Source organism: Pantoea sp. AS142 (assembly GCF_037152305.1).
Taxonomy (GTDB): domain Bacteria; phylum Pseudomonadota; class Gammaproteobacteria; order Enterobacterales; family Enterobacteriaceae; genus Pantoea.
Genome location: NZ_JBBCMO010000003.1, coordinates 290,037 through 315,437, shown reverse-complemented (window position 1 = coordinate 315,437; position 25,401 = coordinate 290,037). Strand labels below are relative to the sequence as shown.

Below are 25,401 nucleotides of genomic sequence, written 5' to 3'. Positions count from 1 at the left end.
TCGCTCCAAGCTGGACTGTATGCACGTCCTCCCGTTCAGTCCGACCGCGGCGCCCTTTCCGGTAACTATCATCTTGAGTTCAATCCGGACGGACACGCAAAAACGCCACTGACAGAAGCCATTGGTAACTGGATTAGCAGAGCGAGATGTGTAGACGATGCTACAGAGTTCTTGAAGTGGTGGCCCAACTGACTTAACTTTCGATCAAACCACCTAGCCATGGGGTTTTTTCGTTTACAAGGCATGAAATTACGCATAGACAAGAGCAATCTCAAGTAAATCATTGCAGTAGTAGGTTCATTTGAAAACACATTTAGATTAAAATACCAGCTGTCGCTAAAAAGCCAATGACAGGTACAGGACTCTAATGAATAGGAAAAACGTCATCCTTGTAGCAACTTGCTTATTTTTCTCACTCCCTGTTTTAGCAAATCTTCCTCTCTCAACTAAATTTTCTTTTGTTGCCCCAGAATTAGCGACTAAAGAATCATCAAAACCAGATTTTGATGGCTCACCACTAAGTAAAACAAGAAAAAAAGGCCAGCCAGAATGGAGAGAAGAACCAAAATATCGCCAATACTCAAAAGTAAAGAAAGACCCCATGACTGGAGAAGTAACCAATGAAACATATGGGGTTGAGTTTTAGTCTTTACCATAACACCTCTTGGCCGCTCCCCCGGAGCGGCCCTCAGCTCTATCATGACGTAAGTGGGGCGTTTCCGGCACCTTTTCTCCGCCCGCGTCGTGAAAAAACGCGCATGATGATTTCTGCTCGTCTGCATGACTATGCACGTGGGTGAATAGCGCGGATTTTAGCCTTATTATCCGGCGGAATGCCCAAAAGCATCATTGAACATCGCAAATAACCGTGAACGGATGCGCAGTTTACTGTGCTGACCTGTTCCCGGTTGACTAATACACCGCGATGTTAGCAACATCCATGGCGACTCAATTTCGAACGTCTGCTGATCGCGTATATGGGACATCCATAATCATATCTCCTGATCGAATGGAGATTGAAAATGACAATATCCCCCTGGAACAAAAGCCGTATCATTGGTCAGAAGCGACCTCTTCAGATATCTCATATCTTGGGTATTCGCATCCAACTCAAGCTGGAAGGAAAAGTACGCGACCTGGCTTTGTTTAACATGGCTCTGGACAGTAAACTTCGGGGCTGTGATCTGGTGAAGCTGAAGGTTTCTGATGTAGTCTACGGGCAATCTGTTTCGGACAGAGCGACAGTATTACAGCTAACAACAGGGATCCTGTTCAGTTTGAATTGACTAAAGGAACCAGAGAGGCAGTAGCTTCATGGATTAAAATGGCTCAACTACGCAGTGGTGACTATCTTTTCCAGTCCCGCGTCGGCTCTTCACGGCACATCTCAACCAGGCAATATAAACGTATTTTTATGGCTGGATTGACAAGTCAGGGCTCGAGGATTCGCTTTACAGTACGCATTCTATGCGCAGAGCTAAACCATATCTGATCTACAAAAAATCTAAGGGTGCTCCAGCTACTGTTGGGTCATAAAAAACGCGAAAGCACAGTTCGTTACCCTGGTATTGAAGTCAATGATGTTTTGGAGATTTCTGAGTCGACTGACGTCTAACTTGCGAGGGCTACAATAGCAGCCCTGTGCCAGAAGCGAACACTCACGGATTATTATTTCATTGAAAAGTTAATTTTTGAAACCTGTTCAGTCATAAGAACGGCTGCGAGGAACCTACCCTGGCAAAGCGGCCTCATTTATTCGCACACAGAGCGTGCCAGGAAAAGCAGATGAATTTTTAATCCGCTTCAGGCCTTGTGGTAAGGATTTTTAGCCATAAAGGCAGCTCCGTTCCGATGAAAAGAAGATAGTTTTCGCCATTCAAACGATTCCTGCAATGTACGACCACAGCCCTCGCACCAGCCTTTTGTTTTACTGAAGAAACAAATACCAGTACAGGGTGGATTTTGCTGGCATGATTCTTCCTCAGATAAAACTTGATATACAGAACGAGTCTGTCGCTTTCTGACCCTCTGGAATTTTGAAGGCACTCCTTGCCCATTAGTTAAAAGGTTTCGGCTGTTTTTCAGGTATACTGGATATTCATTGTTCCCTGTCGGGTATTATTGATGACAGCATCAACCTGCCATGTAGACTGAATAAGCGACGGAGTCAGCACGTCGGCAGGCTCACCGGCGGCAACAACCTGTCCTTTTTTTAATACCACCAGATACTGACAATATCTCGCCGCCAAATTGAGATCATGTAATGCCACAATCACGGTTACTGGCAGCGCGGTGATGAGTCGCATAAGCTCCAGTTGAAACTGTATATCCAGATGATTTATTGGTTCGTCCAGCAGCAGAATATCCGGTTGTTGAGTAAGCGCACGGGCTATCTGACAGCGCTGACGTTCTCCGCCCGAAAGTCGATGCCAAGGCCTGTGCGCCAGCGCATTGAGTTTCATCATCGAGAGCGACTGCTCAACTGCATCCTCATCCGCCTGATGCCATGGCGAGAAGGCACTGCGGTGCGGCGTACGGCCAAGTCGCACAATATCAATCACGCTCATTTCTGCCTCTGACTCTGCATGTTGTGCTACAAAAGCAAGCGAGCGGGAAAGCTGACGCCGACTCAGATTTCGTGTCTGTATCCCGCCAATTTTAACTCCCTCATAAGCGCAAGACTGAACGCCAGCCATAGCCCGAATCAGCGTGGACTTACCTGATCCATTCGGACCCAACAACCCCACTGTTTGCGCACGCTTCGCACTAAAACTGATGTCAGATAAAATGTTACGTGCCTGGAGTGTCACACTCAGCTTTTCAACCACGACATGCATAATCATTTCTCCCGGTTTCGGTACAGAATCAGAACAAAAACAGGTGCGCCGACCAGGGCCGTTACCACACCAATGGGTAAAACCTGATGGCTGATCAGAGTGCGTGATATTAGGTCTGCCAGAATCATGAAATGACCTCCGGCTAGAAACGCGACAGGTATTGTGATGAGGTGCCGGTGACCAGCTATAATGCGAGTGATATGCGGTATAACCAGACCGACAAAGCCCACAGCGCCAATGGCGCTGACAATAACGGCAGTTATTAAAGCCGTAGTCAGCAGTAAGATAGTGCGTACCAGCATTACACGGGTGCCAAGTGTTGCAGAGACGTCAGTACCCACGTTGAACGTATCCAGTGAACGGGCATAGCAGATCACTATCAATAACCCTACTGCCACTACGACAAGGGACAGCATTGCGTCAGTCCAGCGTACACCGCTAAGGCTGCCCAACAACCAGAACATGACGCCGCGTGACTGTTCAGCATTTGCCGCCGTACTGACAATGTATGAGGTCAGTGCATTGAACAGTTGCGTACCGGCAATGCCCGCCAGGATGATGCGTGAGGCGTTTTCGCGCATGCCGCCCGATAGCACTACAATCAGCGAAAAAGCGACACAGGCGCCAGTAAACGCTCCGGCTCCTGTCGTAATCGCGCCGCTTCCAATACCCAGCAGCATGACACAGACGGCTCCGGTTGAGGCACCGGCAGAGATGCCCAGTAAATAAGGATCGGCAAGTGGATTGCGCAACAATGACTGTAAAACCAGCCCGCATAGTGCAAGCCCTCCTCCGCTGCAGGCTGCCATCACCGCACGGCTCATACGGTACTGCCAGATAATTCCGGCCTCTACAGCAGGCACATCAATGCAGGTTATACCTAAACCATTCGTTATTGCTTGAGCCGTAGTGGCAAAACTTACCGGCATATCGCCGACAGACGCAGCCAGCACGATCATGACAGGCAGACTCAGTACGCCAGCAAAAATGATCAGGCCGTTTCGCCAGTAAAGAGCAGCATGCTTTTTCATCTGGCTTGGTCGAACGCATGAATCTGCTGACTAATCAGCTCTGCCGCTTCTACGTTACGTAAGGACGGATTAAGCGACATCGCAGGAACCACTGCAATATGACCCTGTCTGACCGCCGGTATTTCACGGGTGACAGGATCTGTCTCCAGAAACCTTTTTTTGGTTTCCACGTCATCGGCTGGGTAAAGCCGTCTGTCCATGTCAGCAATGACGATAATATCTGGCTGAGCCCTGACGATGTATTCCCATGTCACTGAAGGCCACTCTTCATCTGAATCGATGATGTTAGACAGACCGAGGGTCTGACTGATCCAGCCCGGTGCACCTTTATTGCCAGCTACCCATGGATCTCCTTTGAGGCGGGCGCTTGAAAACCAGTAAACAACTTTAAGCGGTGATGAGCCCTTTATACGATCACGCTTTTGAACGGCTTCGATGCGTTCAGACAGCTTGTGCTTCAGCGCTTCGCCACGTTCAGCAACATCGAAAATACGCGCCATTGCGGTAATCTCATCAAATATACTATCAATGGAGTAAGGTTCGGAACGTGCGCCATCACCGTTCGAAGTCGCAGTGACTGTTTTTGCTTTACAGTCAGCAGGCGATATCCAGGTTTTGATACCGAGCTGTTCAAACTGCTGCCGGGTGCCGACTTCGCCCTGTGGCCCAATGTGCCAGCTATACTGGGCCAGCACCAGCTCAGGGCGCTGAGCCGCAACAGCTTCGAATCCAGGCGCATTTTCAGCCAGACGTTTAAGACTTTTACCCTGCTGTTTTAGCTCTTCAGGCAGAGCACCAAACCAGACGGCTGTCCCTGTAATTTTCTTGTCCAGTCCCAGCACCAGCATAAGTTCTGTTTCATGCTGACCAATGGTTACAACGCGTGAAGGTGCATGACTAAACGTCTCTTTAACTCCACAGTTTTCAACGGTGAATGGATAGTCAGTGGCAGCCAGGCTGACAAGAGGGAATAAAAATATTGTGGACATTAGAAGAAAAGAAGCAGATTTCACTATGGCATCTCACTGATATGTTATAACATAACAATATGCACAATAATAAGGCGTCTGTCAATGTCGAAGGACAGCACAGTATGGGCCGGAACCTGAAAGTTTTTTACATCCGTATTCTCAGCTGCAATTCGCAAAAAAACGTCTGAAAAGTCCACCCTCAATCATCCGTCAACGGTCTGCAGTTAGGGATTTCCACTACTTTCAAACCTGATGCGGACCGAATCAAAAAAGCTGGTAAGCCATTTATGTATTACTTATGGCTGCTCTGTGCCGGTAGCTGATGTTAGGATTTCGGGCTTATCAATGCGGCAGGTAGCGTTCGATTCCGTTAAAAGTTGTTCTAAAACTTTACTGGCCAGACCCGTGGGCCTTTAAGCATGGCGTCGAGCTTCGGCTTATTCAGCCAGGCAAGCCGATACAGAACGGGTTTATCGAAAACTTTAATGGTCGATTTCGAGATGAGTGTCTGAATGAGCACTGGTTCAGTGATATTGTTCACGTGAGAACAATCATTAACGGCTGGCGGCAGGAATATAACGAGTGTCAGCCTCATTCCTCACTGAATTATCTGACGCCAGGGGGAGTTTGCAGCGGGCTGGGGAAATGAGAAAAATTAAGGTAAACAAACCGACATTACTAACTGACTATTGTGCTTAATACTGGGGGCAAATCAGCAGGATTCGATACTTAACATGCTGCGATCGTACTTAAAGAAATCCGCGTGTATGTTCAATTTAATTAATCATGGCGAAAGCTGCAATAATTAATTAAGCTAAAGAAGCAGTGTAAATAGTAAATCAAATAAGAGGGTCATCATGACTAACTTAGTATCTGAAAATCGTAATCCTGTTCCTGATATTGCTGAAGATAATGCGTTCTTTCCATCGCCTTACTCCCTAAGTAAATACACGTCGGCAAAGACGGATTTTAGCGGTGCCTACTATCCCGCTCCCTATAAGGGGGGGAAATGGAAGATATTGATGATTGCGTCTCAAGAGCGCTATCTCATGATGCAAAACGGAAAGTTTTTCTCTACCGGAAACCATCCTGTGGAGATGTTATTACCCATGCATCACATGGATCTTGCCGGATTCGAAATCGACGTTGCAACTCCATCAGGCGATCCGGTAAAACTTGAAATGTGGGCATTCCCGTCTGAAGATGAGGCAGTCAAGGCCACATATAAGAAATATCGCCTTCAACTCAAACAACCTAAAAAACTGACTGACGTTGTACAGAATTTAGATGCGGGCAATTATATTGGCATTTTTATCCCAGGTGGTCATGGAGCACTCAACGATATTCCCTTCAGCGAAGACGTAAAAAAGGCGCTGTTCTGGGCGCATGAAAACGACCGCTATGTAATATCACTATGTCATGGGCCTGCCGGGTTACTTGCTGCAAGCTTGGGTGAGGATAAGGAAAACTTCTTGTATCGCGGTTATAAAATCTGCGTTTTCCCTGACGCACTTGATACCGGCGCAAATATCGATATCGGATATATTCCGGGCCCAATGCCTTGGTTGGTCGGCGAACGCCTTAGCGAGCTAGGCGTCACAATCATCAATAGTGACATAACAGGCAAGGTCCATAAAGATCGTCGTTTATTGACCGGCGACAGTCCTTTGGCTTCCAATAACCTCGGCAAGTTAGCTGCAGAGACATTGCTGGCCCACGTTACCGCTCGGTGAATAGCGCCATCGTCCACGAGGCCTTTTTAGCCGCTCTCGCCATTGGGGAGAGCGGCTCACTATTAGCTATCCGGGATAGGGTTCGCAACTTTGCCAAACCGTACGGTTTTGACCGTTTTGTCCTGTTCTCTGCCTCCGCACCGGCAGAAGAGCCGGTCAAACATATTTATTGGGTAGAAGGCGTCTGGTTCGGTAACGGAGAAAGCGTGGATACCTTAACTTACGTGCGCCGCTGCCCGGTGACCCGGCATATACTCCTGGTCGGTGCTCCCTTTTTCTGGCGCAAAATCAGTTCTGATAAAGGGGAGCTGTATAACGTGGTCCGTATCCCATGCGGGCCGGAAATTTCTGCATGAAACACCCTTTTGCAGGCCCCGGAAATAAAAATATTTTACACGCAGCTGCGGTAACAGCGAAAATTTACCACGTCACTTCTGACCTACCGCCAACACGCATATTATCACCAAAAATATTTTTTTCATGAAACTCCTTACTTTCAATCTTGCCTGGTGTACAACTCAAGATGTTGAATGATAAACAAAATAATGTTATTAACTTAAACATATATATTTCCATATAGAACAATTCAGAAGTTTATCTGACCCAGAAAAAGGTAAGAACTATTCTTTAAAGAAGAGAATCCCCCCAAGCCATAAACCAATGACAGCGCCGAGATCGGTTACATCGAAACTTTTTTCTGTGCTTCGGGGGGTATAGGCAGACAACATTTTCCTGAGTTATATTTTCCGTAACGTCCTTCTTTCCTGCTACAACCATTATGCTCTCGGTTGTTGTTGCAAGACTCTCTCGGTTGTTTTTTCTAAATACATCAGGAATATTTTGAGTCATCAACATATCAGTAGAATGCTCTTTATTCTCCGGCTCTGTTAAGCCAAATTTTACCTCACATTCCACACCCAAAATGTCATTAAGGGCCCTGTAATTCATTATAAGTTTCCTTCTTAAAGGAGATTGCTAGAAACTTTTATAATCGATAGTTTGCAAATGCAAAACCAACCTGTCAAGTGATAATGATAATCAATTGCATTGTCATCGAGGCTGATGCATCTCTGGCTAAGTGTGCTGCGGGGAAGTTGCTATTTTTTGGTGGTTTCACCCGACCCTGTCTCTGGGCCGAAAGCTTTCTGCTGTTTGGTTTGCATTATCGTATTGATAGCTCTCGTACAGATGCCTGCCACCGGTGGTGGCAGGCATCTGTACGAAGCTAAACAAGCTCCCGGAAAGAATGGCTGACGCGCTATTATGCTGACCATTCGCCCTCTCACCTGCCGGTTCGTCCTGCAGGCGAACCATCAAGATAACGCTTTTCGCCGGCGTCAAGGTCCCATGTTGCGTGGGTGGTAAAGGCAAGCAACAATAGCGCAACATTTTTTTGATTTGCCCCCGTTAACACTACAATAAATTCACGGTTTGCCTTTCACCAGACGTCGTAATTACGATATCTCATAGGAGATTCACAGCCATTTCGAACTCAATTTGTTTATTTTTAATTTACAGAATCGATCAGCTTTGTAAAAAAAATACGCAATACGCGTTAAAAACCATGAATTGAAATAAAATCCGTTCCAGACTCTCCTCGCTTACAAAATCATTACACTTGTTAATGACAACCAAAATAATATTCTGAAATTATAGATCTCAACAATAAATAAACGATCTTTCATGATTTCAACCAACTCTTGAATAGTTTTTTATGCTGTTTTTATTAGATTTACGATCTTATGTTTCGAATAATACTAAATTGATAGTATATTGATCTGCCACAGGGTCGGGGCAAGATTGATGGCGTTTTTGATCAATTTTGTTATGGTCATTTTTTTGAATGTAAAAGGAATGATGTGCAAAATAAAACGGATCACACTGCCAGAAATTTTTTCCCGTCACTCGTGCTTAAAACGTTAACATTTAACATTAGGCGATTTTTAATTACCTTTAACAAACGGAGCGGTTAACATGCGTAATCATCAATTCATTAAAATAATTACACTATGCTCACTTCTTACTACAGGTATTACTTATGCAGCAACGACGACTGTCAATGGTGGTACGATTCATTTTAGGGGCGAGGTTGTTAACGCAGCCTGTTCTGTCGATGCAGCTTCAGTTGATCAGACCGTTCAACTGGGGCAAGTAAAAACGGTCATTCTGAACGAAGCAGGTAAAACCAGCCCTGCTGTGGGCTTCAACATTCAGCTGAATGACTGTGACACATCTGTAGCGTCTAAAGCTGCCATTGCATTCTCAGGCGTGACTCTCGGCGCTGATAATCCAACTGCCCTGGCACTGGAAAACTCGGCCTCCGGCGGTGCAAGTAATGTTGGCATACAGGTTCTGGACAGTGCAGGCAAGGCGCAATCTTTTGATGGTGCATCATTCAGCACCCCAGCGACTCTGACCGATGGTACCAACGTACTCCCCTTCCAGGCGCGTTACATTGCCACTGGAACGGCTACCCCAGGTATTGCAAACGCGAACGCCAACTTTAAAGTTCAGTATCAGTGATGCATACCCTACAGGGATGTTTAATCCGTCGCAGGCCTGCTGATATCAGTAATGAATGAGGAAAAAGCGATGCTAAAAATCAAAGAAGGAGCCTTCCCATTTCACATCGATCGTCCGTCCATGCCGGTTAAGTGGAATGTCACCCCGCACGGCGTTCAAATGCGCTTTCAGGGTAAATTGGTTGTCTGTGCCTGCTCAACTGAGGTGGACGACAGGCAAACGAATCCATATTGCTAAATATGTAGTAATCGATTCAGGTTATTAAGTAATGATGCCGATCCCGTTCCATTTTCCTTACCTCTGTATGATTTCAATTTAAACGTCATATATTGCTTAACGGTGTGGCAGATGGCAAAAAACCTGATGTTTTGTCCGTCGGTGAAGGTGAAGGAGTTACGTTCGGGGTCGGGATCATCCTTTACAAAGGATAGGGGAAATCATCCCTGTTAATTCCTACACTCAGTTACGAAAAACACTGACCTGATAAACGCGTCTTCTTAAGCTTTTGGCTAAATATCGCTCTGCCGGGAATAAGGTAATGGGTGGAGCAGCGAATGCATAGCACTGGTTCTCTTTGAGATGTCAGTAAAACTCTTACTTTTAAAGATAAAGCGTCTCTCTCAGATGAGACGGATATGTTAGAGACAATAAAACACCTGTTTTATACTTAAAGAGATTAACGAGATTAAAATGAAGACAATCGGTAACTCCATGGTAAAAACACTGGCTATGGCAGTGATTTTATTTAATGTGCGTGCTGAAGCGGGCGTGGCTCTTGGTGCAACACGCATTGTTTACCCAGCAGAACAGAAACAAGTCACTCTTGGGGTAAGTAACAGTAACGATAAAGACACCTTTCTAATTCATTCCTGGGTCGAGAATGAAGATGGTAAAAAAGAAAGCCTGTTTGTTATTACTCCGCCATTGCTTCTCATGCAGGGTAAAAAAGAAAATACGCTGCGCATTATCGATGCCACAAATAATTCATTGCCCGAGGATAAAGAGAGTATTTTCTGGGTTAACGTCAAAGCCATTCCCTCTCTGGATAAAGAAAAAAAGAAAGAAAACACGCTTCAACTCTCGATAACAAGCCGGATAAAGTTGTTTTATCGCCCCCAAAAACTGAGTATGCCTCCCGATCAAGCTCCGGATAAACTGACATTCACACGCCATGCACATTCACTGGTTATTAATAATCCAACACCCTACTTTTTGACGATTGCAGAACTGAATGCCGGCACACATGCATTAGCTAACGTCATGGTTCCACCACTGGGATATGCGACAGTTAAATTACCTGAGGATGTAGGCAGGAGAATCTCTTATCGAACTATTAATGATTACGGTGCGCTGACCCCATTTATGAAAAAAAAACTGCAATAGTAAATTCAAACTTAATCAAACAATGTGTTTCCACCATGAAATACCGCGTATTTGAGAGGGTGAGTCGTAACTGAATTATGGGGCAGCTACGGATAACATGAAAAATCACCGCATCCGGGGGTGGATTCTGAACCAGACTACGTTTACATCGCTTGTATTTATTCTGGTGTCTTCGACATTTTCCGCGCACTCAGAAAATTACTTCAATCCCAGATTCCTGGCGGATGACCCGATATCAATTGCTGACCTGTCTGGTTTTGAAAAAGGACTTGATGCACCACCGGGAACCTATCGCGTGGACATCTATATGAACGACAGTTACGTGACAACGCGAGATATCACCTTTGATAAAAGCGACGACGGTACCAGGCTGGAACCGTGTCTCACGCGCTCCCAGCTGACTTCACTTGGCGTCAATACCCTGAAAATTCCGGATATTGCCGTAATGAAGAGTGCTGCGTGTGTGCCCTTTACACGGCTTATCACCGATGCCGTAAGCGCATTCGATGTTGGTCGCCAGCGTCTTTCCATCAGCATTCCTCAGGCTTTTATGGGGAACCATGCGAGGGGCTACATCGCCCCTGAGCTTTGGGACAACGGCATCACTGCCGGTTTACTTAATTACAATTATACCGGCAGTGAAATGCGGACTCGTGACGGGGGAACCCGCAATTATTCCTATCTCAATCTGCATGCGGGTCTCAATCTGGGGGCGTGGCGCCTGCGGGATAACACCACCTGGGCATACAGCAGTGGCAGGGGATATAACAAAAATCGCTGGCAACATGTCAACACCTGGCTTGAGCGTGACATTGTTCTCTGGCAAGGAAGGCTGACGATTGGTGACGGGTTTACGACAGGTGACATCTTTGAAAGTATCAACTTTCGCGGCGTGCAGGTTGGCACAGACGATAATATGTTGCCCGATAGTCAACGCGGCTTTGCGCCCATTGTCCGCGGAATAGCACGTGGCACAGCACGCGTATCGGTCAGGCAGAACGGATATGAGATTTATCAAACCACGGTGTCCGCTGGCGCATTTACCATCCGTGACCTTTATGCAGCAGGAAACAGTGGTGATCTTCAGGTTACGGTGAAAGAGGCGGATGGCTCCGTTCAGGTCTTTACCATCCCGTTTTCTTCCGTCCCGCTATTACAGCGTGAAGACCAAGTGAAATACGCGGTGACGGCAGGGAAATTTCGCAGTGGCAATGAACAACAAGACAAGCCCGGTTTTTTCCAGGGAACGGTACTTTGGGGATTACCCGAAGGCTGGACAGTCTATGGCGGAACCCGTGCATCAAACGATTATCGTGCCTTTAACGTCGGGGCAGGCAAAAACTTGGGTTACCTCGGGGCGGTATCTGCAGATATCACGCAGGCGAATGCGGTCCTGCCTGACAGCAGTAAACATCAGGGACAATCTCTGCGCTTTCTCTACAACAAATCGATCAATGAGCTGGGGACCAATTTCCAGCTGGTGGGATACCGTTATTCTACCTGGGGCTCCTATTCTCTGGCTGATACCGCACGGCGAAGAATGAGAGGCTATACCGTAATTAGTGAAGAGGGGACCGTGAATATCAGGCCAAAGCTGACAGATTATTACAATCTGAACTATAGCAAACGCGCCCGCCTTCAGGCGATGGTGTCGCAACAGGTTGGACGAACATCAACAATATATTTAACCGGCAGTCACCAAAGCTACTGGAATACAAGCCGTTCCGAAGAACAACTCCAGATTGGTTATAACAGAACCATTCAGGATATCAGTTGGGGGCTGAGTTACAGCCTGGCCAAAAATGCCTGGTCAGACGAGAAAGACCAGCTGCTTGCTTTCAACATTAATATCCCGTTCAGCCACTGGATGCGCTCAGATACCCGTTCAGTGTTCCGAAATTCCAATGCCAGTTACAACACGTCAACAGACTTCAGGGGACATACGACCAATACGGCCGGCGTTTACGGTACGCTTCTGGAGGAAAACAACCTGAGTTATAGCGTGCAATCGGGCTATACCCGCGGCGGTAATGGCCACGCCCGCGCAACGGGCAACACCGCACTGAATTTCCGTGGCGCTTACGGAAACGCCAACGTCGGTTACAGCCACAGCGGTGACGCTAAGCAGGTCTACTACGGTGTCAGTGGTGGCGTGCTTGCGCATGAAAATGGTGTCACCTTCAGCCAGCCGCTCAATGACACCATGGTGCTTATCAGGGCGCCGGGGGCGAAAAACGTTTCTGTCGAGAATCAGACAGGCGTACGTACGGACTGGCGCGGTTATGCCGTTCTACCCTATGCGATGGATTACCGCGAGAACCGTATATCTCTGGATACCAACTCACTGGCAAATAACGTCGAGCTGGAAGAGCCGATATTGAGTGTGGTTCCGACACGGGGTGCCGTCGTGCGTGCAGACTTCAAGGCCAAAGTCGGGCTGAAGGTTCTTATGACAATGACGAAGAACGGCATGCCTGTCCCGTTTGGCTCTGTAGCCTCTTACGGGGATGGAAAATCAGGCGGCATCGTGGCAGACCGCGGGCTGGTTTACCTTACGGGTCTTGCGCCAAAAGGAAGCATCAACGTGAAGTGGGGCAACGATAAGAATGAGCGCTGCACAGCGACTTACAGTTTGCCGACTGACAGCCAAAACCAGGCTTTAAGCTACGCCTCTGTCATTTGCCGGTAATAAGCAGGAGATGATGACGCAATGAGAAAATACCTTTCAATCATGTCTGCCCTGCCCTTGGTTATGGGGTATGCCCATGCGGTGGACAGTACGATCTCCATCACAGGCTACCTCAAAGACAATACCTGCTCGGTTTCCGTTGATTCTCAGGATTTTACCGTAGATTTGCTGAGCAATGCTGCGACACAATTTTACCGGGTGGGGGCTGTTACGCCCGCCGTACCTTTCAGGATTGTCTTCAATAAATGTGGCAATTCCGTGACGGCGGTGCGAGTGAGATATACAGGGACCTCTGACAGCGACAACGCCACCCTGTTGAAGATAGATGTGGGAACAAATGCGGCAAGTGGCATAGGTGTACAGATTTTAGATCATGACAAGACTTCCATTTCGCTAAATGCCGCTCAGGACTCCCAGAAGTGGATGCCCCTGACCGCGGGCCAGTCCAACACGCTGGGTTTTTATGCACGCCTGATGTCAACGCGCGCGCCTGTGAAGGCAGGGACAGTGACAGCAACGGCAAATTTCACCCTGGAGTTTCAGTAAGGAAACCTGGAAATGACCAATATCAAAAGATTTTTGCTGACGGGAATGGTGCTTTTTACGACGACCCTCTCCGTGCATGCAACGGATGTGACCATTACGGTCAACGGACGCGTAGTAGCCAAGCCCTGCACCGTATCAACGCCATCGGCGATGGTTGATCTGGGTGATTTGTTTTCGTTCAATTTTGCACAGGCCGGCTCGGGCTCGGCCTGGTATCCCGTTACGCTGAAATTGACCCACTGCCCAACAGGCACCTCAAGAGTTAGGGCAACGTTTACGGGTACAACGGACAGCACGGGATATTACAAAAACCAGGGCGGAGCAACCAATCTTCAATTGGAACTGCAGGACACCAGTGGCAATAACCTTAATAACGGCAAAACCAAAGCGGTTCAGGTTGATGACTCAACACAGTCAGCGAGTCTGCCATTACAGGTCCGCGCCTTATCTGTCAATGGCAACGCCAAACAAGGCAGCATTCAGGCCGTGATTAATGTCACATACACTTACGCCTAATCTGAAGGAGTCACTAAATGACACGGGTTTCGAAACTAAAAATAACGCTGAAGAAAAAGGGAGGGATTGTGCTCCTTGCTTCTGTATACCTGATGACATATTCATCCGGAGCTAACGCATTTACCTGCAAAGTTAGTGCAACCGGACAAACGGTTAGCTCAGGAACAGCTAACGTTTACGTTAATCTGACGCCATCTATTGGCGTGGGGCAAAACCTCATTGTCGACTTATCAAGTAAAATAGAATGCAAGAACGACTCGACATCATCTAATATAGATACCGACTATATAAAACTAACGAATGGTTCAGCATATGGGGGGGCTCTTGATAATTTTAGAGGTACAGTTTATTGGAATGGCAAAACATACGCGATGCCTTTAAATACAAACACAGGAGATGTTGTAATAAATAAAACGCATTACCAAGGATTGCCTTTTAAATTATATCTGACTGCTTTAGGCGCGGCAGGAGGAACGGCTGTAAAATCAGGTGAGCTAATAGCGGTAATGAGAATGTATAAGATAGCGACTTTCGGTGGAGGGTATCCCAGAAACTTCACCTGGAATATTTATGCCAATAACAATGTTATAGTTCCTACAGGAGGTTGCGACGTGTCGTCGCGTAATGTGACAGTGACTCTTCCTGATTACCCTGGCACGGCTACTGTTCCGCTTACTGTGCATTGTGGACAGAACCAACAACTGGCTTATTACCTGACAGGCACGACGGCAGATATGGCAAGCACCATATTTACCAACACGTCATCATCCAATGCTGCAACCGGTATTGGTGTCAAGCTGTCTAACCATAACGGGCCGATTGCCACTCACAAAAATGTTTCTCTCGGAACGATAGGAACAAGTCCTGTTAGCCTTGGACTTTCGGCATCCTATGCTCGCACCAACGGGCATGTAGTTGCAGGAAATGTTCAGTCAATTATTGGCGTGACCTTCGTCTACGAGTGAAATACACAGGAATTTTATGTTACTACAATTAGCAGTGTAATTTTCAATAGAATAAAGTCGCTTAAAATATCATCGCGACGCTTTAATTTAAAAATTAAAATAAATTTAGTCACACTCTTACGCTTCCTGAAGGTGAATAAATGAGGTTTTTATTATTTGTGCTGATTATATCTTTGTCTTCATGCGTATCCTACTCTTCCCCGGAAGAGGTTGAACGCCAGGCAAGAGACTACGAAAAATATCAAAAATCTCAGTCTATTTTAAACAGACGTATAGATTCCCACTGCCCGGGTTTCGGCGTTTGCTCTCGTGATAATGAAAACCCTATGTGACTTGTACGCACATATGCGGGGAAGAACACCCGTTTTATTCCCGTAAATTTTTTGAGGATTCCTGTTGTAAAAGCTGTTTTCCCAAATAGCGTCCACGTGACAGATACCCTTAAGGTACGTCCGGCTTTAACGGACTTCAAAACAGCAATGTTCGGGTATTCAGTCAATCGGGTTTTACCTATGGAGATCTGTAAGCACATGAAGATAGCCAGACCTGTCAGTGCACTCAGCAAAAGCTGTAAAATGTACTGTAACGGGTTTGGTTAGAAAAAATCGGTGGTTTTACTGACCACGATGGATTCAGCGGATAGATGTTAGGACTGAACGGCTTATCCTGACACCTTGAGTTTACCCAGTACCATGATCATCCGGTGATACTTTCGCCCTCACATGAAGATCTCCTGGTTCTGTACATTCCTGAAAAAGATAGCTGGCGAATTACCTGTGAAAATATGGATGATGCTGGCTTTACCAGAGTTAAATCATCCTCCAGACTGGGACCGCAATGGCGTTACCTTCGATGACATAGATGGATACGGGGTTGTTATTCAAAACATGCACTGGGGCGAGCGCTGAGATTATTTTGCGGCCGAGTTGTTATGTTTAAAGTGGCAGAACTACCCTGTCATAATGATTTTGACGTCCGCTTTTCGCTGTGAGTTAAACCGCTCAAAGCGGACTTTGCCTGATGCACATATCCGCTTTGTGCAATAAGCCGTCACCGACCCACTAATGGCTCGCCGATAACATCCTTTGAAGACTATGTACGTTTAATTACGATTTGAGCGTGTTGCGAAGAAGACAACCGCTGCTCCGATAGCGACGATTAACGTATCTTCAATCATGCCACTCCTGGTCTGCCCCATTCCTGCCATGGCTTTTTTGCGTGCCGCAAGTGTGACATAGGCAAGTGGCACAGCGGCAGAGATCGCAATCGCTGCCCCGGTTTTTTCTTCTCCGCTGGGTGCCAACGCAGCGCCCGCAATTCCTGCACTGGCCACACGTGCTGACAAGCCCAAAAACACGGTACGGTCTGGCGCTGATTTCATCTTGTCGCCAAACAGCTCACCCACCCCCATCGCTAACGCACCGTATTTGAAAAGCGGACGGTCCAGTAGCAGGAGTTTGCCCGATGTGTCGCGTCTGGCAAGGCGTGCTGCAGCGAGGGCCGCCATCGGCGTCATAGAACGGCAGCTGGCGACAAAGCCAATTAAGGCAGAATAAACAAACTCAGTTATTTTCATTAGTTATCTCCCGGATAAATCGAAGTTTATTATTTTTTAAGCTTTATTGGGGTGTAAGCCAGGAACATTCTGTTTAATTAACGCATTTACACGGTCACGTTATTTAAACGCTTTTCCTTTGAGCGCTGGGTTGCATCTTGCAATGCCATAAGGATTTTGCAGCCGATGCACGTCTTACTTTGCCAGCAGAATGAAAATGTTGACTGCGGCGCGGCCTCCTGTGCAAATGACCACTGCAATACTCAGTATAGATGAACGGTTTGAGACAGCAGAAATGAGGGAAGCGGGAGACTCAAGAATGCGGACCGCACTTAATTGCCGAACAAAATCTCAGCGATACCCCTCTGGGATTATGGCCGTCAGGACGAGCGGCTACGTGCTTGCTGCATTAAATGGCATGACTGTTCACCAGGAAGAAATCATGCCGAACGTCCACTCTTTGCTCATAGCGAGCATTAGCGTGATGTCAGTCCACTTTGTGCTGTAGGTTCAACGGGTCGACGCAACGCTATCCTTAAAGAAGGGAGGATATTGCCATGAAACAAAGAATGCGCATTGACTACACTCCAGAACAGAAAACGACTATCTGGGCAGTAAAGAGGTGTAATGACTGCAAAATGTGGCGGTGCAAAGGCACTGCTGGATCTCGCCGTGTATGACAGTTTCACCAGGCTGCCAACGGCTGTGCTCTACGGATATCTGGCGTTGCTGGCACCCTGCCTGCTTGTCAGGGAATACAATAAAGGGATTTCTTCATATTTGTTTCACAAGGATAGGGATCATTGAACATCACTATCGGCAAAAGATTTTCTGACTCAAACAGCGGGTAATGAACCCGCATGTTTGATTCTGATTGATGGTTCGGAATTTTTGCTGTGAGCGGGGTTTGTTAAGAGGGTGTTATGTTTAAAATGATGAAAATATATTTACCGGCGGGTTAAGGCTAGCCTTATGCCCAATGCAATGAATGTAGCACCCACAATTCTATCCAGTAAATTTTGTAGCTTTCGGTTACCTGCAACAGCGCCTGCCGTGCTGCCAGCTAATATGGCAAATGTCACATCGGTCAAAAAAGCTATAAACGCATAAGTTAATCCCAGTAACAGAAAGGATGCCGCATGTTGTTCGCCTTCCGGCGTGACAAACTGAGGGAAAAATGAAATAAAGAAAAGGAGCACTTTGGGATTAGTTAATGTCGTGATGAACCCCCTGGACAGCAGCCTGCAGGCACTTACCTTCCTGGAGTTTTGGGGTGTGACATCTCCCCCGTCCTTTTTTCTTTTGAATGTTCCTAACAACATTTTTCCACCCAGGAACATCAGATAGCTCGCTCCAATGTACTTAATCGCGGTAAACATAACAGGAGAGGCAGTGATGAGGGCAGTCAGCCCTAAAGTGCTTGCAATCGCATGTGTGCAACTTCCTAACGCTACTCCAGAAGCTGAGACAATACCGGCGCGACGGCCGTTAGCAACGCTTTGTCCAATGACATAAGCCATATCAGGTCCGGGAGTTACAGAAAGCAAAAAAACTGAAAAGGCAAAGAGTCCAAAATTTGTAATATCCAGCATGGCGACCTCAGATGTCTTTGGAATTTAATATTAATCCAACCGTATAACACTTAATTTTCCAGCTCAAGAATTTTGCTGGCCTCTCCTCACTAGCATAATTGATATTCTATTTTCGGCAGCCGCCAACTAACTCTCAGATGAAATGCTGCTTAACACCGGAGGTCCGCTCTTCGCTCACAGCAGACATTGACCTAAACATCAGTCCGCTTTGTGCCAGAAGCGAACATACCTACGTCCGTACTGCTTCAAGCATGTTAAGCTCACTCTCTGCCACGGTGGAAATAGGACCTCTTTAAAAAGGGCTTATAAGCACGCAAGTCTGGGTTGTTTCCAGCGTGTTCATCAGTGTCTGTTTTAAGAGTTTTGTTCGCACAGATGCGTCAGACGCCAGCGAACGACGTAAGGTCAGCGACTCAAACCAGGAAAAATGAGATGCTTTTAGCCGATGTCCGCTTTGCAAAAATACTGGCTCAATCGTCATTCCAGCCATGAGTCGTCAGCTGTTTGTTTCTCTGGATGGGCCCAAGGGAACCGGTAAAACCACCCTGCTGGAAGCCATTACGCACGCGCTAAGGGCGGACAACAGGAAGGTGATACGACTTAGCGAGAAAAATAGCGATCCTTTCAGGGCGGAAACAATGTCTTTGGTTAACAGGCTTGCCAGAAATCCCTCCGTGGATCTGGAACGGGAAATTTGTGCACGCTTTGCTGTCAGTCGTGCATGGATTTCACAGAACGTGCTAACTCAACAGTCACCAGGCAGCATTATCCTCATGGATCGCTGGTATCCGTCGGACGCTGCGTTTCGCCGGATGATTCCCTTTGCAGAGATTTTGCAGCTCAACATTGATCACAACGTACGAGTACCAGACCTGCATGTCGGGGTTGTCACTGCGCCTCACGTTTCATGGGCAAGAGCCGCAGCACGATCGCGTGGGTTGGGGAGTACGGTAATTCACAAGCTGGAAGAACATGTCGCTTGCACCAGCGCGTTCGAGCAGGAAATTGCCAGCCACGACTGGTTTTTATGCCGCAATGAGGGAAGCATTGAGGAAGCAACAATGCAGGTCGTGGCTGAAATCTGCAGAGTGCTATGATGCTCCAGAACATCGGTTATTATGGCTGATTGTCCTCCGCAGGTCGCGGGTAAATCGCCTGACCGGCTAGAATTACTCCCCAAATGGGACCTTTAACGATATTGCGTCTGAAGAGTACTGTTTCCGTTCTTTGACACCACAAAATATACGAGCGCGTTATACCTTTCTCTGCGCCAATCCACGCCGTCTTTAACTGTTCAGTAAAATCATCCACCAGAATTTTACTTGTCGGAAATCAACAATAGTCGGTTTACCGCTGGCACAAACATCCTGCTTGCCCTTATAAAACGGCTTTATTTTTCAGATAAGGCACAGGGAATTGCGCTACGCATCGATACCATTCAATCATAATCAACTGGGCTGGCCTGCGGGTGAGCATGGTTTTCCGCCACAACCAGCACTGCAAGGTGATATCACTGCCGACTGGGTCATTGTCGGGGCGGGATTTGCAGGGGTCGCCTTTGCGCGCCGCCTGACGGAAATTAATCCCGGCCTGAAAATTATCATCGTCGATGCACACAGCACACGGGAAAGCGCATCGGCACGCAATTCCGGGTTTGTCATCGGCCTGCCTCATAATATTGGCAGTTCTACCGCCGAGTTAAAAAAAGCCAATGCTTACCGTAATTTGCTTCAGGAAGGCATTCGTCATTTGGAGAAGGTTATTTCTCAACATAATCTTCAGTGCAACTGGGAAAACGTTGGTAAATATCATTGCCAGGCTGAGCGTGGTAACGATCGTATTTTAAAGACGTATGCCAGCCACCTCGATCTCATGGATGAGCCATGGCAGATGTCAGACAGGGAAGAGCTGTATCAGAAACTCGGCACACGCTTTTACAGCAAAGGGATATTTACCCCCGGCTGTGTGCTGGTTAATCCGGCGCAATTGGTTGCCGGGCTGAACCATTATTTACCTGAAAATGTGCAACGTTTTGAAAATACGCCGGTACTGGGTATTCGTTATGGCAGCATGGCTGAGGTGCTGACACCATTTGGGGTTATTAAAACGCCAGACGTAATGCTGGCCACCAATGCATTATCGCCAGAGCTACGTCCAGGACTTTCGCGTCAGGCTTTAATGGCCACCTTCGCCAGTATTACTGATCCCCTGACGGATGAACAACTGGCTACCCTGCCCCCGATGGAGAACTGGGGACTTACACCAGTGAATGCGATTGCCGGAGCAACCTTCCGTTTTACTTCTGACCGCCGTTTTCTGATTCGTCAGCACGTGATACCCGCACTTAAGGGTCAGGTGAATGCCGCCCAAACTTATCAGGCGACTCAACTGCATCAGCGCTTATTTAATAAAGTCTATCCGACCCTGAAGAAGGTAAAAATCACCCACACCTGGTCCGGTATTATCAGCGTCACGCGAAACGGCGCGCCGGAATGGGGCAGGCTAAACAAATATATCTGCACTGCGGGCGGCTGTAACGGCGCGGGTGTTTCAAAACAGACCGTGGCGGGCAGCCTGCTGGCTGATTTCATCATGAAGCAGGATAATCCGCGTATTGCGGATATGTTGTCGTTGGGCAAAGCCAGTTTTATGCCACCGTCGCCAGCGCTGGATGTCGGCATTGCGCTTTCGCTGATGAAAGAGCGTTATCTGGGGCGTAAAGAAGTAAACCCCGGTGCGTCTCCTGAAGGCTGAGGACGATATCAGCATTCTTGTCGGCTTAATGGCAGGCGTCGGTGCGCATCTGCTCGGGCCGGAGTTTGCCTTTTTCTGGGGCGTGCTGATGTTCATCTTTAATTACATCCCGGTTAGTGGCTCTTTTTGGCCGCCATACCGCCGGTAATTCAAAGTGACATCATGTTCGATTTGCAGGTTGCACTGACGGTAGCAGGATTCGTTTTAGTGCTGAACTCTGCCTGAGTTCGGTGATAGAAACGCTGTTTATAGGCAAGCAACTGAATCTGGCGATAGCTACGCAACTGCTGGCGTTTCAGTTCTGGCAGGCGCTACTGGGCATCATGGTCGGGATACTGACCATTCCAAAGACCTATCTGATTAAGAAGGTCCTGCTGGCGAGTTGTCCGCAGCAGGCTCCGAAGGCTTAATCAGCCCAGTGATGGCGTCTTCACTTGCCAGGAGCGGGTAAGGCATTTTCAATCTCGACCACCCTAAAGATCGCCATACTGACAATCAGTGAAATCAGCCAGTAGTTAATCGGCAGTGGATGGGTACCTAACAGCGTGTTGATTAAGAGTATATAGACAATGATCGCCTTAAGAACAATCCGTAACAGCGTCACCAGCCAGATTCTGCGATTTTTCAGCAGACCGCGATCGTGAGAAGCCGTCAGAGTTACGGCAGTTATGCATGTAAGCTCACTGCGCGTTAATCAGCCTCTGCAGCATCCCGGTACGGACAAATTCGGCACTGTAATCACGCGGTTGCAGCCAGGCCTCCAGCTCAGCGAGGATGTCGCCGCAAAGAAGTCGCTGAACGCGGCGAAAAGAAAGTCAGTGTCCCACACCGCTGGCCCGCCGTACCCCCAGATAGCCGGGGTGACTTGCAGCGTCAGGGCACAGCCGCGTCAGGGCACAGCAGCGTCAGGGCACGCCGAGAAAACGTAATAACGCCGTCATCATTGCCGCCCCCAGAATAATCACAATCAGCGGCACCCGACGCCACGCCAGTAACAGGGCGAAGCCCACACCCGCCGCCCGTGCCACACCAGCATAATGCTGGCCTTCAAACAGCGTGGTAGTCGCCGCCACCGCCAGCAGCAAAACCGTGGCAGCGTCGGAGAGCATTTGCTGGGTGCGCTCGCTGAGCGGCAGACGGTTTCCCAGCCTGACCCCTGCAAACCGCATCAGATATGTTCCGGCGGCCAGCAGGGCAATCCCGGCGATAATCACTGTCTGATCTGTCATTTGCGTGATCTCCATGTCAGCAGGCCCAGCAGCGAAAACAGCACCGGCATGCCCGGCGGAACCAGTGGCGTTGCCAGCAATGAGAGCAGCGCGCCGACGATCGCAGGGAGCCGGGTGCGGCGCTGGCGCAGCGCCGGAAAGATCAGGGCGACCAGGATTGCCGGAAATACCGCATCCAGTCCAATTACCGAGACATCAGGAATAAACTGGCCGATCGCCGCCCCGGTCATGACACTTATCGGCCATATTAAGCCGATACCGATGCCGCACAACCAGTAAGCACTCCGGCGCTGAGCCAGTTGCGGCTGAGAGATACCAAACACCACGCTTTCATCGTTCATGATGTGACAGCCAAACCAGCCCGACGGGCCCTGCCCCACCAGATCCTTAACCGCAATGCCAAACGGCAGGTGACGCGCGTTCACTAACAGGCCCGCTGCGGCGGCGGTAAAGGGACTGCCGCCACCAGCCACGATGCCGATAAACAGGAATTCCGATGCCCCCGCCAGCACCAGCGTTGACAGCGCCAGGGGTACCCAGAGCGGAAACCCGTCGGCAGATGCCAGCGATCCATAGGATAAACCGACAATGCCATCAGCCAGGCAGACCAGAAAAATCGCTTTGTTCACCCCTTTGTCCAGCCATTGCATTTGCGGAAAAAGCATCACTCTGTCTCATAATGAACGTATAATCCGATATAATGAACAGGGCGGCAGTGTTTTACAAGATGAACGCTGTGTTCGATATAAAAAACATTCAGGTTATCAGGAGAGCGTTTGAATACCCCTATCAGCATTATTGCCAATGCCTTAGTGCGTGAACGTCAGCGTGCAGGTCTTTCACTGGCTGAAGTGGCGCGCCGCGCAGGGATCGCCAAATCTACGCTGTCACAGCTGGAAGCGGGTAATGGCAATCCGGGCATTGAAACCCTGTGGTCGCTGTGCGTGACGCTGAACATTCCATTTTCACGTTTGCTGGAGCCGGACGCGCGTCGTCTGCAGGTAATTCGGCGTGGAGAAGGTCCGACGGTTACCGCCGATCTCGCTGATTATCAGGCCGTTTTACTGGCATCCTGCCCGCCCGGCGTACGGCGTGATATCTATCTGCTGGAGGTTCAGCCCGGCAGCGAACGCATTTCGCAGCCCCATATCCCCAATACCATTGAGCATATTATTATCGCTAAAGGACGTGCGCTGGTTGGCCCGGTGGACAGTGCGGTGCAGCTTGACGTGGGTGATTACATTACCTATCCAGGCGATGAACTGCATATCTTTCGTGCGCTGGAAGCCGATACGCTGGCGTTGCTGGTTATTGAGCACAGTTGATTACGGCTCAGCGAGCCTCTGTTGAGTCTGTGCAGGCGTAAGGTGAGTAATCAGCTGCACCTCACTGCTCAGTCTGATGTCCGGATAGTGCTCGCGCATCCCCTCCAGCAGCACCGCATCCGGCCATTCTGCCTCTTTCCCCAGTCTCGTGGCGACCTCGCTTAAGCACAACGTCTCGACGCAAGTCACCCACACTATTACCGTGTCCGCTTCATCCTGCAGATTCACTAGTCTCAGCGGGCCGGTGACGATCTCGGCCTCCTGCCAACGTAACGTCGAGGTTTTCTCACCGCCTCTGACGGCGGGCATCAGACGCGGCACAAGCGTGAGTTGTTGCATTGCCTCTCCTTTTTGGCGGTCTCTGATACCCGATATAAAAACACCGTTCCCGGTTGAAAATGGGAAGGATAATGTTATGTTATAACATAACTTATACCCCACATCACAGGTGACAGTATGCCACTATCAGTTCTGGAATCCGAAGATCCACGTTTGCCGGTTGCGGTTCTCTCCGGCTTTCTGGGTGCCGGTAAAACCACCCTGCTCAATCATATTCTGAACAACCGCGAAGGACGGCGGATTGCGGTTATCGTCAATGATATGTCTGAAATTAATATTGACGCTGCGCTGGTGCGAAACGGTGGCGCGCAACTGTCGCGCACCGACGAAAAGCTTGTCGAAATGAGTAACGGCTGCATCTGCTGCACGCTGCGTGAAGATCTGCTTCTGGAGGTGAAACGTCTGGCCCAGACCGGTCGTTTCGATCAACTGGTGATTGAATCTACCGGCATTTCTGAACCGCTGCCGGTTGCTGAAACTTTTACGTTTGAAGATGAAACAGGTGAAAGCCTGTCGGCCTACGCCCGGCTGGATAGCATGATTACCGTGGTGGATGGCTTCAACTTCCTGCGCGATTACCGTTCAGTTGATGATCTTCAGTCACGCGGTGAATCACTCGGCGCGCAGGATGCGCGCTCAGTGGTTGATCTGCTGGTGGATCAGATTGAGTTCTGTGATTTGCTGGTACTGAACAAAACGGACCTGCTTAGCCAGGCGCAGTTGCATCAGCTGCAGGGCATGCTGCGCGCGCTTAATCCGCACGCTCTTATGGTAAACAGTGAGTTTGGGCAGGTTCCGCTTACGTACCTGCTGAATACCGGTCGGTTTGATTTTGACCGGGCAGCGCAGTCACCCGGCTGGCTACAGACCCTGCGCGGTGAGCATCAGCCGGAATCAGAGGAGTACGGCATTCACAGCTTTGTCTATCGCGCCCGCCGTCCGTTCCATCCACAGCGTTTCTGGCAAGTGGTTAACCACCAGCTCGACGGGGTTATCCGCTCTAAAGGCTACTTCTGGCTTGCCAGTCGGCCCGAATATGCCGCAATCTGGTCACAGGCGGGTGCGGTGGCACGTCAGGGTTATGCCGGGCGCTGGTGGGTCAGCGTGCCGCGCACGGAGTGGCCACAGGATGCGGATTCACTCAATTTCATTGCTGAACAATGGCAGGAAGGCACCGGTGATGCACGTCAGGAACTGGTGTTTATCGGCATTGAGATGGATGAGAATAGCGTTCGTATCGCACTGGATAATGCGTTGCTGACACATCAGGAAATGGCTGCGGGCCCTGAGCAATGGATCACCCTGGCCGATCCGGTGCCCGCCTGGTTCGATAAGATCATCGCCTGACAGAACGGTTGACTGCACTCTTAGGCTCCGCAATAGTGAAATGACCCGGCGGGCGGCTATCGCCCG

Annotated in this window: 23 protein-coding genes and 5 pseudogenes; 18 read left to right on the top strand and 10 right to left on the bottom strand. The window is 48.7% G+C overall.

Translation table 11 applies throughout. The annotated features are described in order from the left end of the window. Positions 1-367: 367 nt before the first annotated feature. Together WFO64_RS09450 and WFO64_RS09445 are read left to right on the top strand one after the other, a co-directional pair. Positions 368-646 carry a hypothetical protein gene (locus WFO64_RS09450; RefSeq protein WP_337011023.1) on the top strand — a complete coding sequence of 93 codons (279 nt, stop codon included), beginning with the start codon at positions 368-370 and terminating at the stop codon, positions 644-646. A 376-nt stretch (positions 647-1,022) separates the two neighbouring features. Further along, a pseudogene (locus WFO64_RS09445) lies at positions 1,023-1,615 on the top strand (tyrosine-type recombinase/integrase). A gap of 188 nt (positions 1,616-1,803) precedes the next feature. Here the strand turns inward: WFO64_RS09445 and WFO64_RS09440 are convergent. From WFO64_RS09440 to WFO64_RS09425, 4 genes are read right to left on the bottom strand one after another with little or no spacing between them, the layout of a single operon-like run. Continuing rightward, entirely contained in the window at positions 1,804-2,046 is a 243-nt protein-coding gene (locus WFO64_RS09440; RefSeq protein ID WP_337011021.1) for a DUF1289 domain-containing protein, read from the bottom strand. A 35-nt stretch (positions 2,047-2,081) separates the two neighbouring features. Continuing rightward, a complete protein-coding gene (locus WFO64_RS09435) occupies positions 2,082-2,837 on the bottom strand; it encodes an ABC transporter ATP-binding protein (protein WP_337011059.1) in 756 nt (251 codons plus the stop codon). Positions 2,838-2,839: 2 nt separating this feature from the next. Then, on the bottom strand, positions 2,840-3,868 hold the full coding sequence (locus WFO64_RS09430; protein ID WP_337011019.1) for a FecCD family ABC transporter permease: 1,029 nt from the start codon (positions 3,866-3,868) through the stop codon (positions 2,840-2,842). After that, positions 3,865-4,857 carry an ABC transporter substrate-binding protein gene (locus WFO64_RS09425; RefSeq protein WP_337011058.1) on the bottom strand — a complete coding sequence of 331 codons (993 nt, stop codon included), beginning with the start codon at positions 4,855-4,857 and terminating at the stop codon, positions 3,865-3,867. Before WFO64_RS09425 ends, WFO64_RS09430 begins: the two co-directional genes overlap by 4 nt. Positions 4,858-5,239: 382 nt before the next feature. Between WFO64_RS09425 and WFO64_RS09420 the strand changes: the two are divergent. From WFO64_RS09420 to WFO64_RS09370, 11 genes and pseudogenes are all read left to right on the top strand, one after another. Then, positions 5,240-5,498: pseudogene (locus WFO64_RS09420) on the top strand (integrase core domain-containing protein); the annotation flags it as partial. A gap of 198 nt (positions 5,499-5,696) precedes the next feature. Then, positions 5,697-6,572 carry a glyoxalase III HchA gene (gene hchA, locus WFO64_RS09415; RefSeq protein ID WP_337011017.1) on the top strand — a complete coding sequence of 292 codons (876 nt, stop codon included), beginning with the start codon at positions 5,697-5,699 and terminating at the stop codon, positions 6,570-6,572. Further along, on the top strand, positions 6,569-6,928 hold the full coding sequence (locus WFO64_RS09410) for a hypothetical protein (protein ID WP_337011015.1): 360 nt from the start codon (positions 6,569-6,571) through the stop codon (positions 6,926-6,928). Before hchA ends, WFO64_RS09410 begins: the two co-directional genes overlap by 4 nt. 1,618 nt (positions 6,929-8,546) lie before the next feature. Beyond that, positions 8,547-9,095: a type 1 fimbrial major subunit FimA gene (fimA, locus tag WFO64_RS09405; protein WP_337011013.1), complete on the top strand. Its 549-nt coding sequence runs from the start codon at positions 8,547-8,549 to the stop codon at positions 9,093-9,095. A 51-nt stretch (positions 9,096-9,146) separates the two neighbouring features. Beyond that, a complete protein-coding gene (locus WFO64_RS09400; protein ID WP_337011011.1) occupies positions 9,147-9,332 on the top strand; it encodes a hypothetical protein in 186 nt (61 codons plus the stop codon). 474 nt (positions 9,333-9,806) lie between these two features. Then, positions 9,807-10,478, top strand: a complete 672-nt coding sequence (locus WFO64_RS09395) for a fimbria/pilus periplasmic chaperone (RefSeq protein WP_337011056.1) — start codon at positions 9,807-9,809, stop codon at positions 10,476-10,478. Positions 10,479-10,575: 97 nt separating this feature from the next. Then, positions 10,576-13,167, top strand: coding sequence for a fimbrial biogenesis usher protein (locus WFO64_RS09390; RefSeq protein WP_337011009.1), 2,592 nt, complete (start codon positions 10,576-10,578; stop codon positions 13,165-13,167). A gap of 21 nt (positions 13,168-13,188) precedes the next feature. Beyond that, positions 13,189-13,713 carry a fimbrial protein gene (locus tag WFO64_RS09385; protein ID WP_337011008.1) on the top strand — a complete coding sequence of 175 codons (525 nt, stop codon included), beginning with the start codon at positions 13,189-13,191 and terminating at the stop codon, positions 13,711-13,713. A 78-nt stretch (positions 13,714-13,791) separates the two neighbouring features. Beyond that, positions 13,792-14,229, top strand: a pseudogene (locus WFO64_RS09380) (fimbrial protein); the annotation flags it as partial. Between the two features lie 17 nt (positions 14,230-14,246). Beyond that, positions 14,247-15,194, top strand: a complete 948-nt coding sequence (locus WFO64_RS09375) for a fimbrial protein (RefSeq protein WP_428984794.1) — start codon at positions 14,247-14,249, stop codon at positions 15,192-15,194. Positions 15,195-15,706: 512 nt separating this feature from the next. Further along, positions 15,707-16,102, top strand: a pseudogene (locus WFO64_RS09370) (VOC family protein). Between the two features lie 194 nt (positions 16,103-16,296). On the opposite strand, the gene WFO64_RS09365 reads toward WFO64_RS09370, so the two are convergent. Together WFO64_RS09365 and WFO64_RS09360 are read right to left on the bottom strand one after the other, a co-directional pair. Continuing rightward, positions 16,297-16,770: a hypothetical protein gene (locus WFO64_RS09365; RefSeq protein ID WP_337011004.1), complete on the bottom strand. Its 474-nt coding sequence runs from the start codon at positions 16,768-16,770 to the stop codon at positions 16,297-16,299. 926 nt (positions 16,771-17,696) lie between these two features. Further along, a complete protein-coding gene (locus WFO64_RS09360) occupies positions 17,697-18,341 on the bottom strand; it encodes a LysE family translocator (RefSeq protein WP_337011002.1) in 645 nt (214 codons plus the stop codon). Between the two features lie 488 nt (positions 18,342-18,829). On the opposite strand from WFO64_RS09360, the gene WFO64_RS09355 reads away from it, so the two are divergent. From WFO64_RS09355 to WFO64_RS09345, 3 genes and pseudogenes are all read left to right on the top strand, one after another. Then, the gene (locus WFO64_RS09355; RefSeq protein WP_337011000.1) at positions 18,830-19,438 is read left to right on the top strand and encodes a dTMP kinase; all 609 of its coding nucleotides are present in this window, start codon (positions 18,830-18,832) and stop codon (positions 19,436-19,438) included. 319 nt (positions 19,439-19,757) lie between these two features. Further along, positions 19,758-21,095 carry an NAD(P)/FAD-dependent oxidoreductase gene (locus WFO64_RS09350; protein ID WP_337010998.1) on the top strand — a complete coding sequence of 446 codons (1,338 nt, stop codon included), beginning with the start codon at positions 19,758-19,760 and terminating at the stop codon, positions 21,093-21,095. 10 nt (positions 21,096-21,105) lie between these two features. Further along, a pseudogene (locus WFO64_RS09345) lies at positions 21,106-21,505 on the top strand (AI-2E family transporter); the annotation flags it as partial. A gap of 20 nt (positions 21,506-21,525) precedes the next feature. On the opposite strand, the gene WFO64_RS09340 reads toward WFO64_RS09345, so the two are convergent. The 3 genes from WFO64_RS09340 to WFO64_RS09330 all read right to left on the bottom strand — a co-directional run bounded on the left by WFO64_RS09340 (position 21,526) and on the right by WFO64_RS09330 (position 22,989). After that, positions 21,526-21,699: a cation transporting ATPase C-terminal domain-containing protein gene (locus WFO64_RS09340; RefSeq protein ID WP_337010996.1), complete on the bottom strand. Its 174-nt coding sequence runs from the start codon at positions 21,697-21,699 to the stop codon at positions 21,526-21,528. Between the two features lie 301 nt (positions 21,700-22,000). After that, on the bottom strand, positions 22,001-22,324 hold the full coding sequence (locus tag WFO64_RS09335) for an AzlD domain-containing protein (RefSeq protein WP_337010994.1): 324 nt from the start codon (positions 22,322-22,324) through the stop codon (positions 22,001-22,003). Continuing rightward, complete coding sequence (locus WFO64_RS09330) at positions 22,321-22,989, bottom strand: AzlC family ABC transporter permease (RefSeq protein WP_337010992.1); 669 nt, start codon at positions 22,987-22,989, stop codon at positions 22,321-22,323. Before WFO64_RS09330 ends, WFO64_RS09335 begins: the two co-directional genes overlap by 4 nt. A 111-nt stretch (positions 22,990-23,100) precedes the next feature. Here WFO64_RS09330 and WFO64_RS09325 point away from each other — a divergent pair, with 111 nt between their 5' ends. Continuing rightward, on the top strand, positions 23,101-23,649 hold the full coding sequence (locus WFO64_RS09325) for a helix-turn-helix domain-containing protein (RefSeq protein WP_337010990.1): 549 nt from the start codon (positions 23,101-23,103) through the stop codon (positions 23,647-23,649). On the opposite strand, the gene WFO64_RS09320 is transcribed toward WFO64_RS09325, so the two are convergent. After that, complete coding sequence (locus tag WFO64_RS09320) at positions 23,650-23,988, bottom strand: hypothetical protein (RefSeq protein ID WP_337010988.1); 339 nt, start codon at positions 23,986-23,988, stop codon at positions 23,650-23,652. It abuts the gene before it with no gap. Positions 23,989-24,105: 117 nt separating this feature from the next. Between WFO64_RS09320 and zigA the strand changes: the two genes are divergently transcribed. After that, the gene (zigA, locus tag WFO64_RS09315; protein ID WP_337010986.1) at positions 24,106-25,335 is read left to right on the top strand and encodes a zinc metallochaperone GTPase ZigA; all 1,230 of its coding nucleotides are present in this window, start codon (positions 24,106-24,108) and stop codon (positions 25,333-25,335) included. Positions 25,336-25,401: the final 66 nt, after the last annotated feature.

Bases quoted from the DNA above. Each gene is read 5' to 3' on its own strand.
- WFO64_RS09450 (WP_337011023.1), top strand. From the start codon at position 368: ATGAATAGGAAAAACGTCATCCTTGTAGCAACTTGCTTATTTTTCTCA.
- WFO64_RS09435 (WP_337011059.1), bottom strand. From the start codon at position 2,837: ATGCATGTCGTGGTTGAAAAGCTGAGTGTGACACTCCAGGCACGTAAC.
- WFO64_RS09430 (WP_337011019.1), bottom strand. From the start codon at position 3,868: ATGAAAAAGCATGCTGCTCTTTACTGGCGAAACGGCCTGATCATTTTT.
- WFO64_RS09425 (WP_337011058.1), bottom strand. From the start codon at position 4,857: ATGTCCACAATATTTTTATTCCCTCTTGTCAGCCTGGCTGCCACTGAC.
- hchA (WP_337011017.1), top strand. From the start codon at position 5,697: ATGACTAACTTAGTATCTGAAAATCGTAATCCTGTTCCTGATATTGCT.
- fimA (WP_337011013.1), top strand. From the start codon at position 8,547: ATGCGTAATCATCAATTCATTAAAATAATTACACTATGCTCACTTCTT.
- WFO64_RS09400 (WP_337011011.1), top strand. From the start codon at position 9,147: ATGAATGAGGAAAAAGCGATGCTAAAAATCAAAGAAGGAGCCTTCCCA.
- WFO64_RS09395 (WP_337011056.1), top strand. From the start codon at position 9,807: ATGGTAAAAACACTGGCTATGGCAGTGATTTTATTTAATGTGCGTGCT.
- WFO64_RS09390 (WP_337011009.1), top strand. From the start codon at position 10,576: ATGAAAAATCACCGCATCCGGGGGTGGATTCTGAACCAGACTACGTTT.
- WFO64_RS09385 (WP_337011008.1), top strand. From the start codon at position 13,189: ATGAGAAAATACCTTTCAATCATGTCTGCCCTGCCCTTGGTTATGGGG.
- WFO64_RS09375 (WP_428984794.1), top strand. From the start codon at position 14,247: ATGACACGGGTTTCGAAACTAAAAATAACGCTGAAGAAAAAGGGAGGG.
- WFO64_RS09365 (WP_337011004.1), bottom strand. From the start codon at position 16,770: ATGAAAATAACTGAGTTTGTTTATTCTGCCTTAATTGGCTTTGTCGCC.
- WFO64_RS09360 (WP_337011002.1), bottom strand. From the start codon at position 18,341: ATGCTGGATATTACAAATTTTGGACTCTTTGCCTTTTCAGTTTTTTTG.
- WFO64_RS09355 (WP_337011000.1), top strand. From the start codon at position 18,830: ATGAGTCGTCAGCTGTTTGTTTCTCTGGATGGGCCCAAGGGAACCGGT.
- WFO64_RS09335 (WP_337010994.1), bottom strand. From the start codon at position 22,324: ATGACAGATCAGACAGTGATTATCGCCGGGATTGCCCTGCTGGCCGCC.
- WFO64_RS09330 (WP_337010992.1), bottom strand. From the start codon at position 22,989: ATGCTTTTTCCGCAAATGCAATGGCTGGACAAAGGGGTGAACAAAGCG.
- WFO64_RS09320 (WP_337010988.1), bottom strand. From the start codon at position 23,988: ATGCAACAACTCACGCTTGTGCCGCGTCTGATGCCCGCCGTCAGAGGC.
- zigA (WP_337010986.1), top strand. From the start codon at position 24,106: ATGCCACTATCAGTTCTGGAATCCGAAGATCCACGTTTGCCGGTTGCG.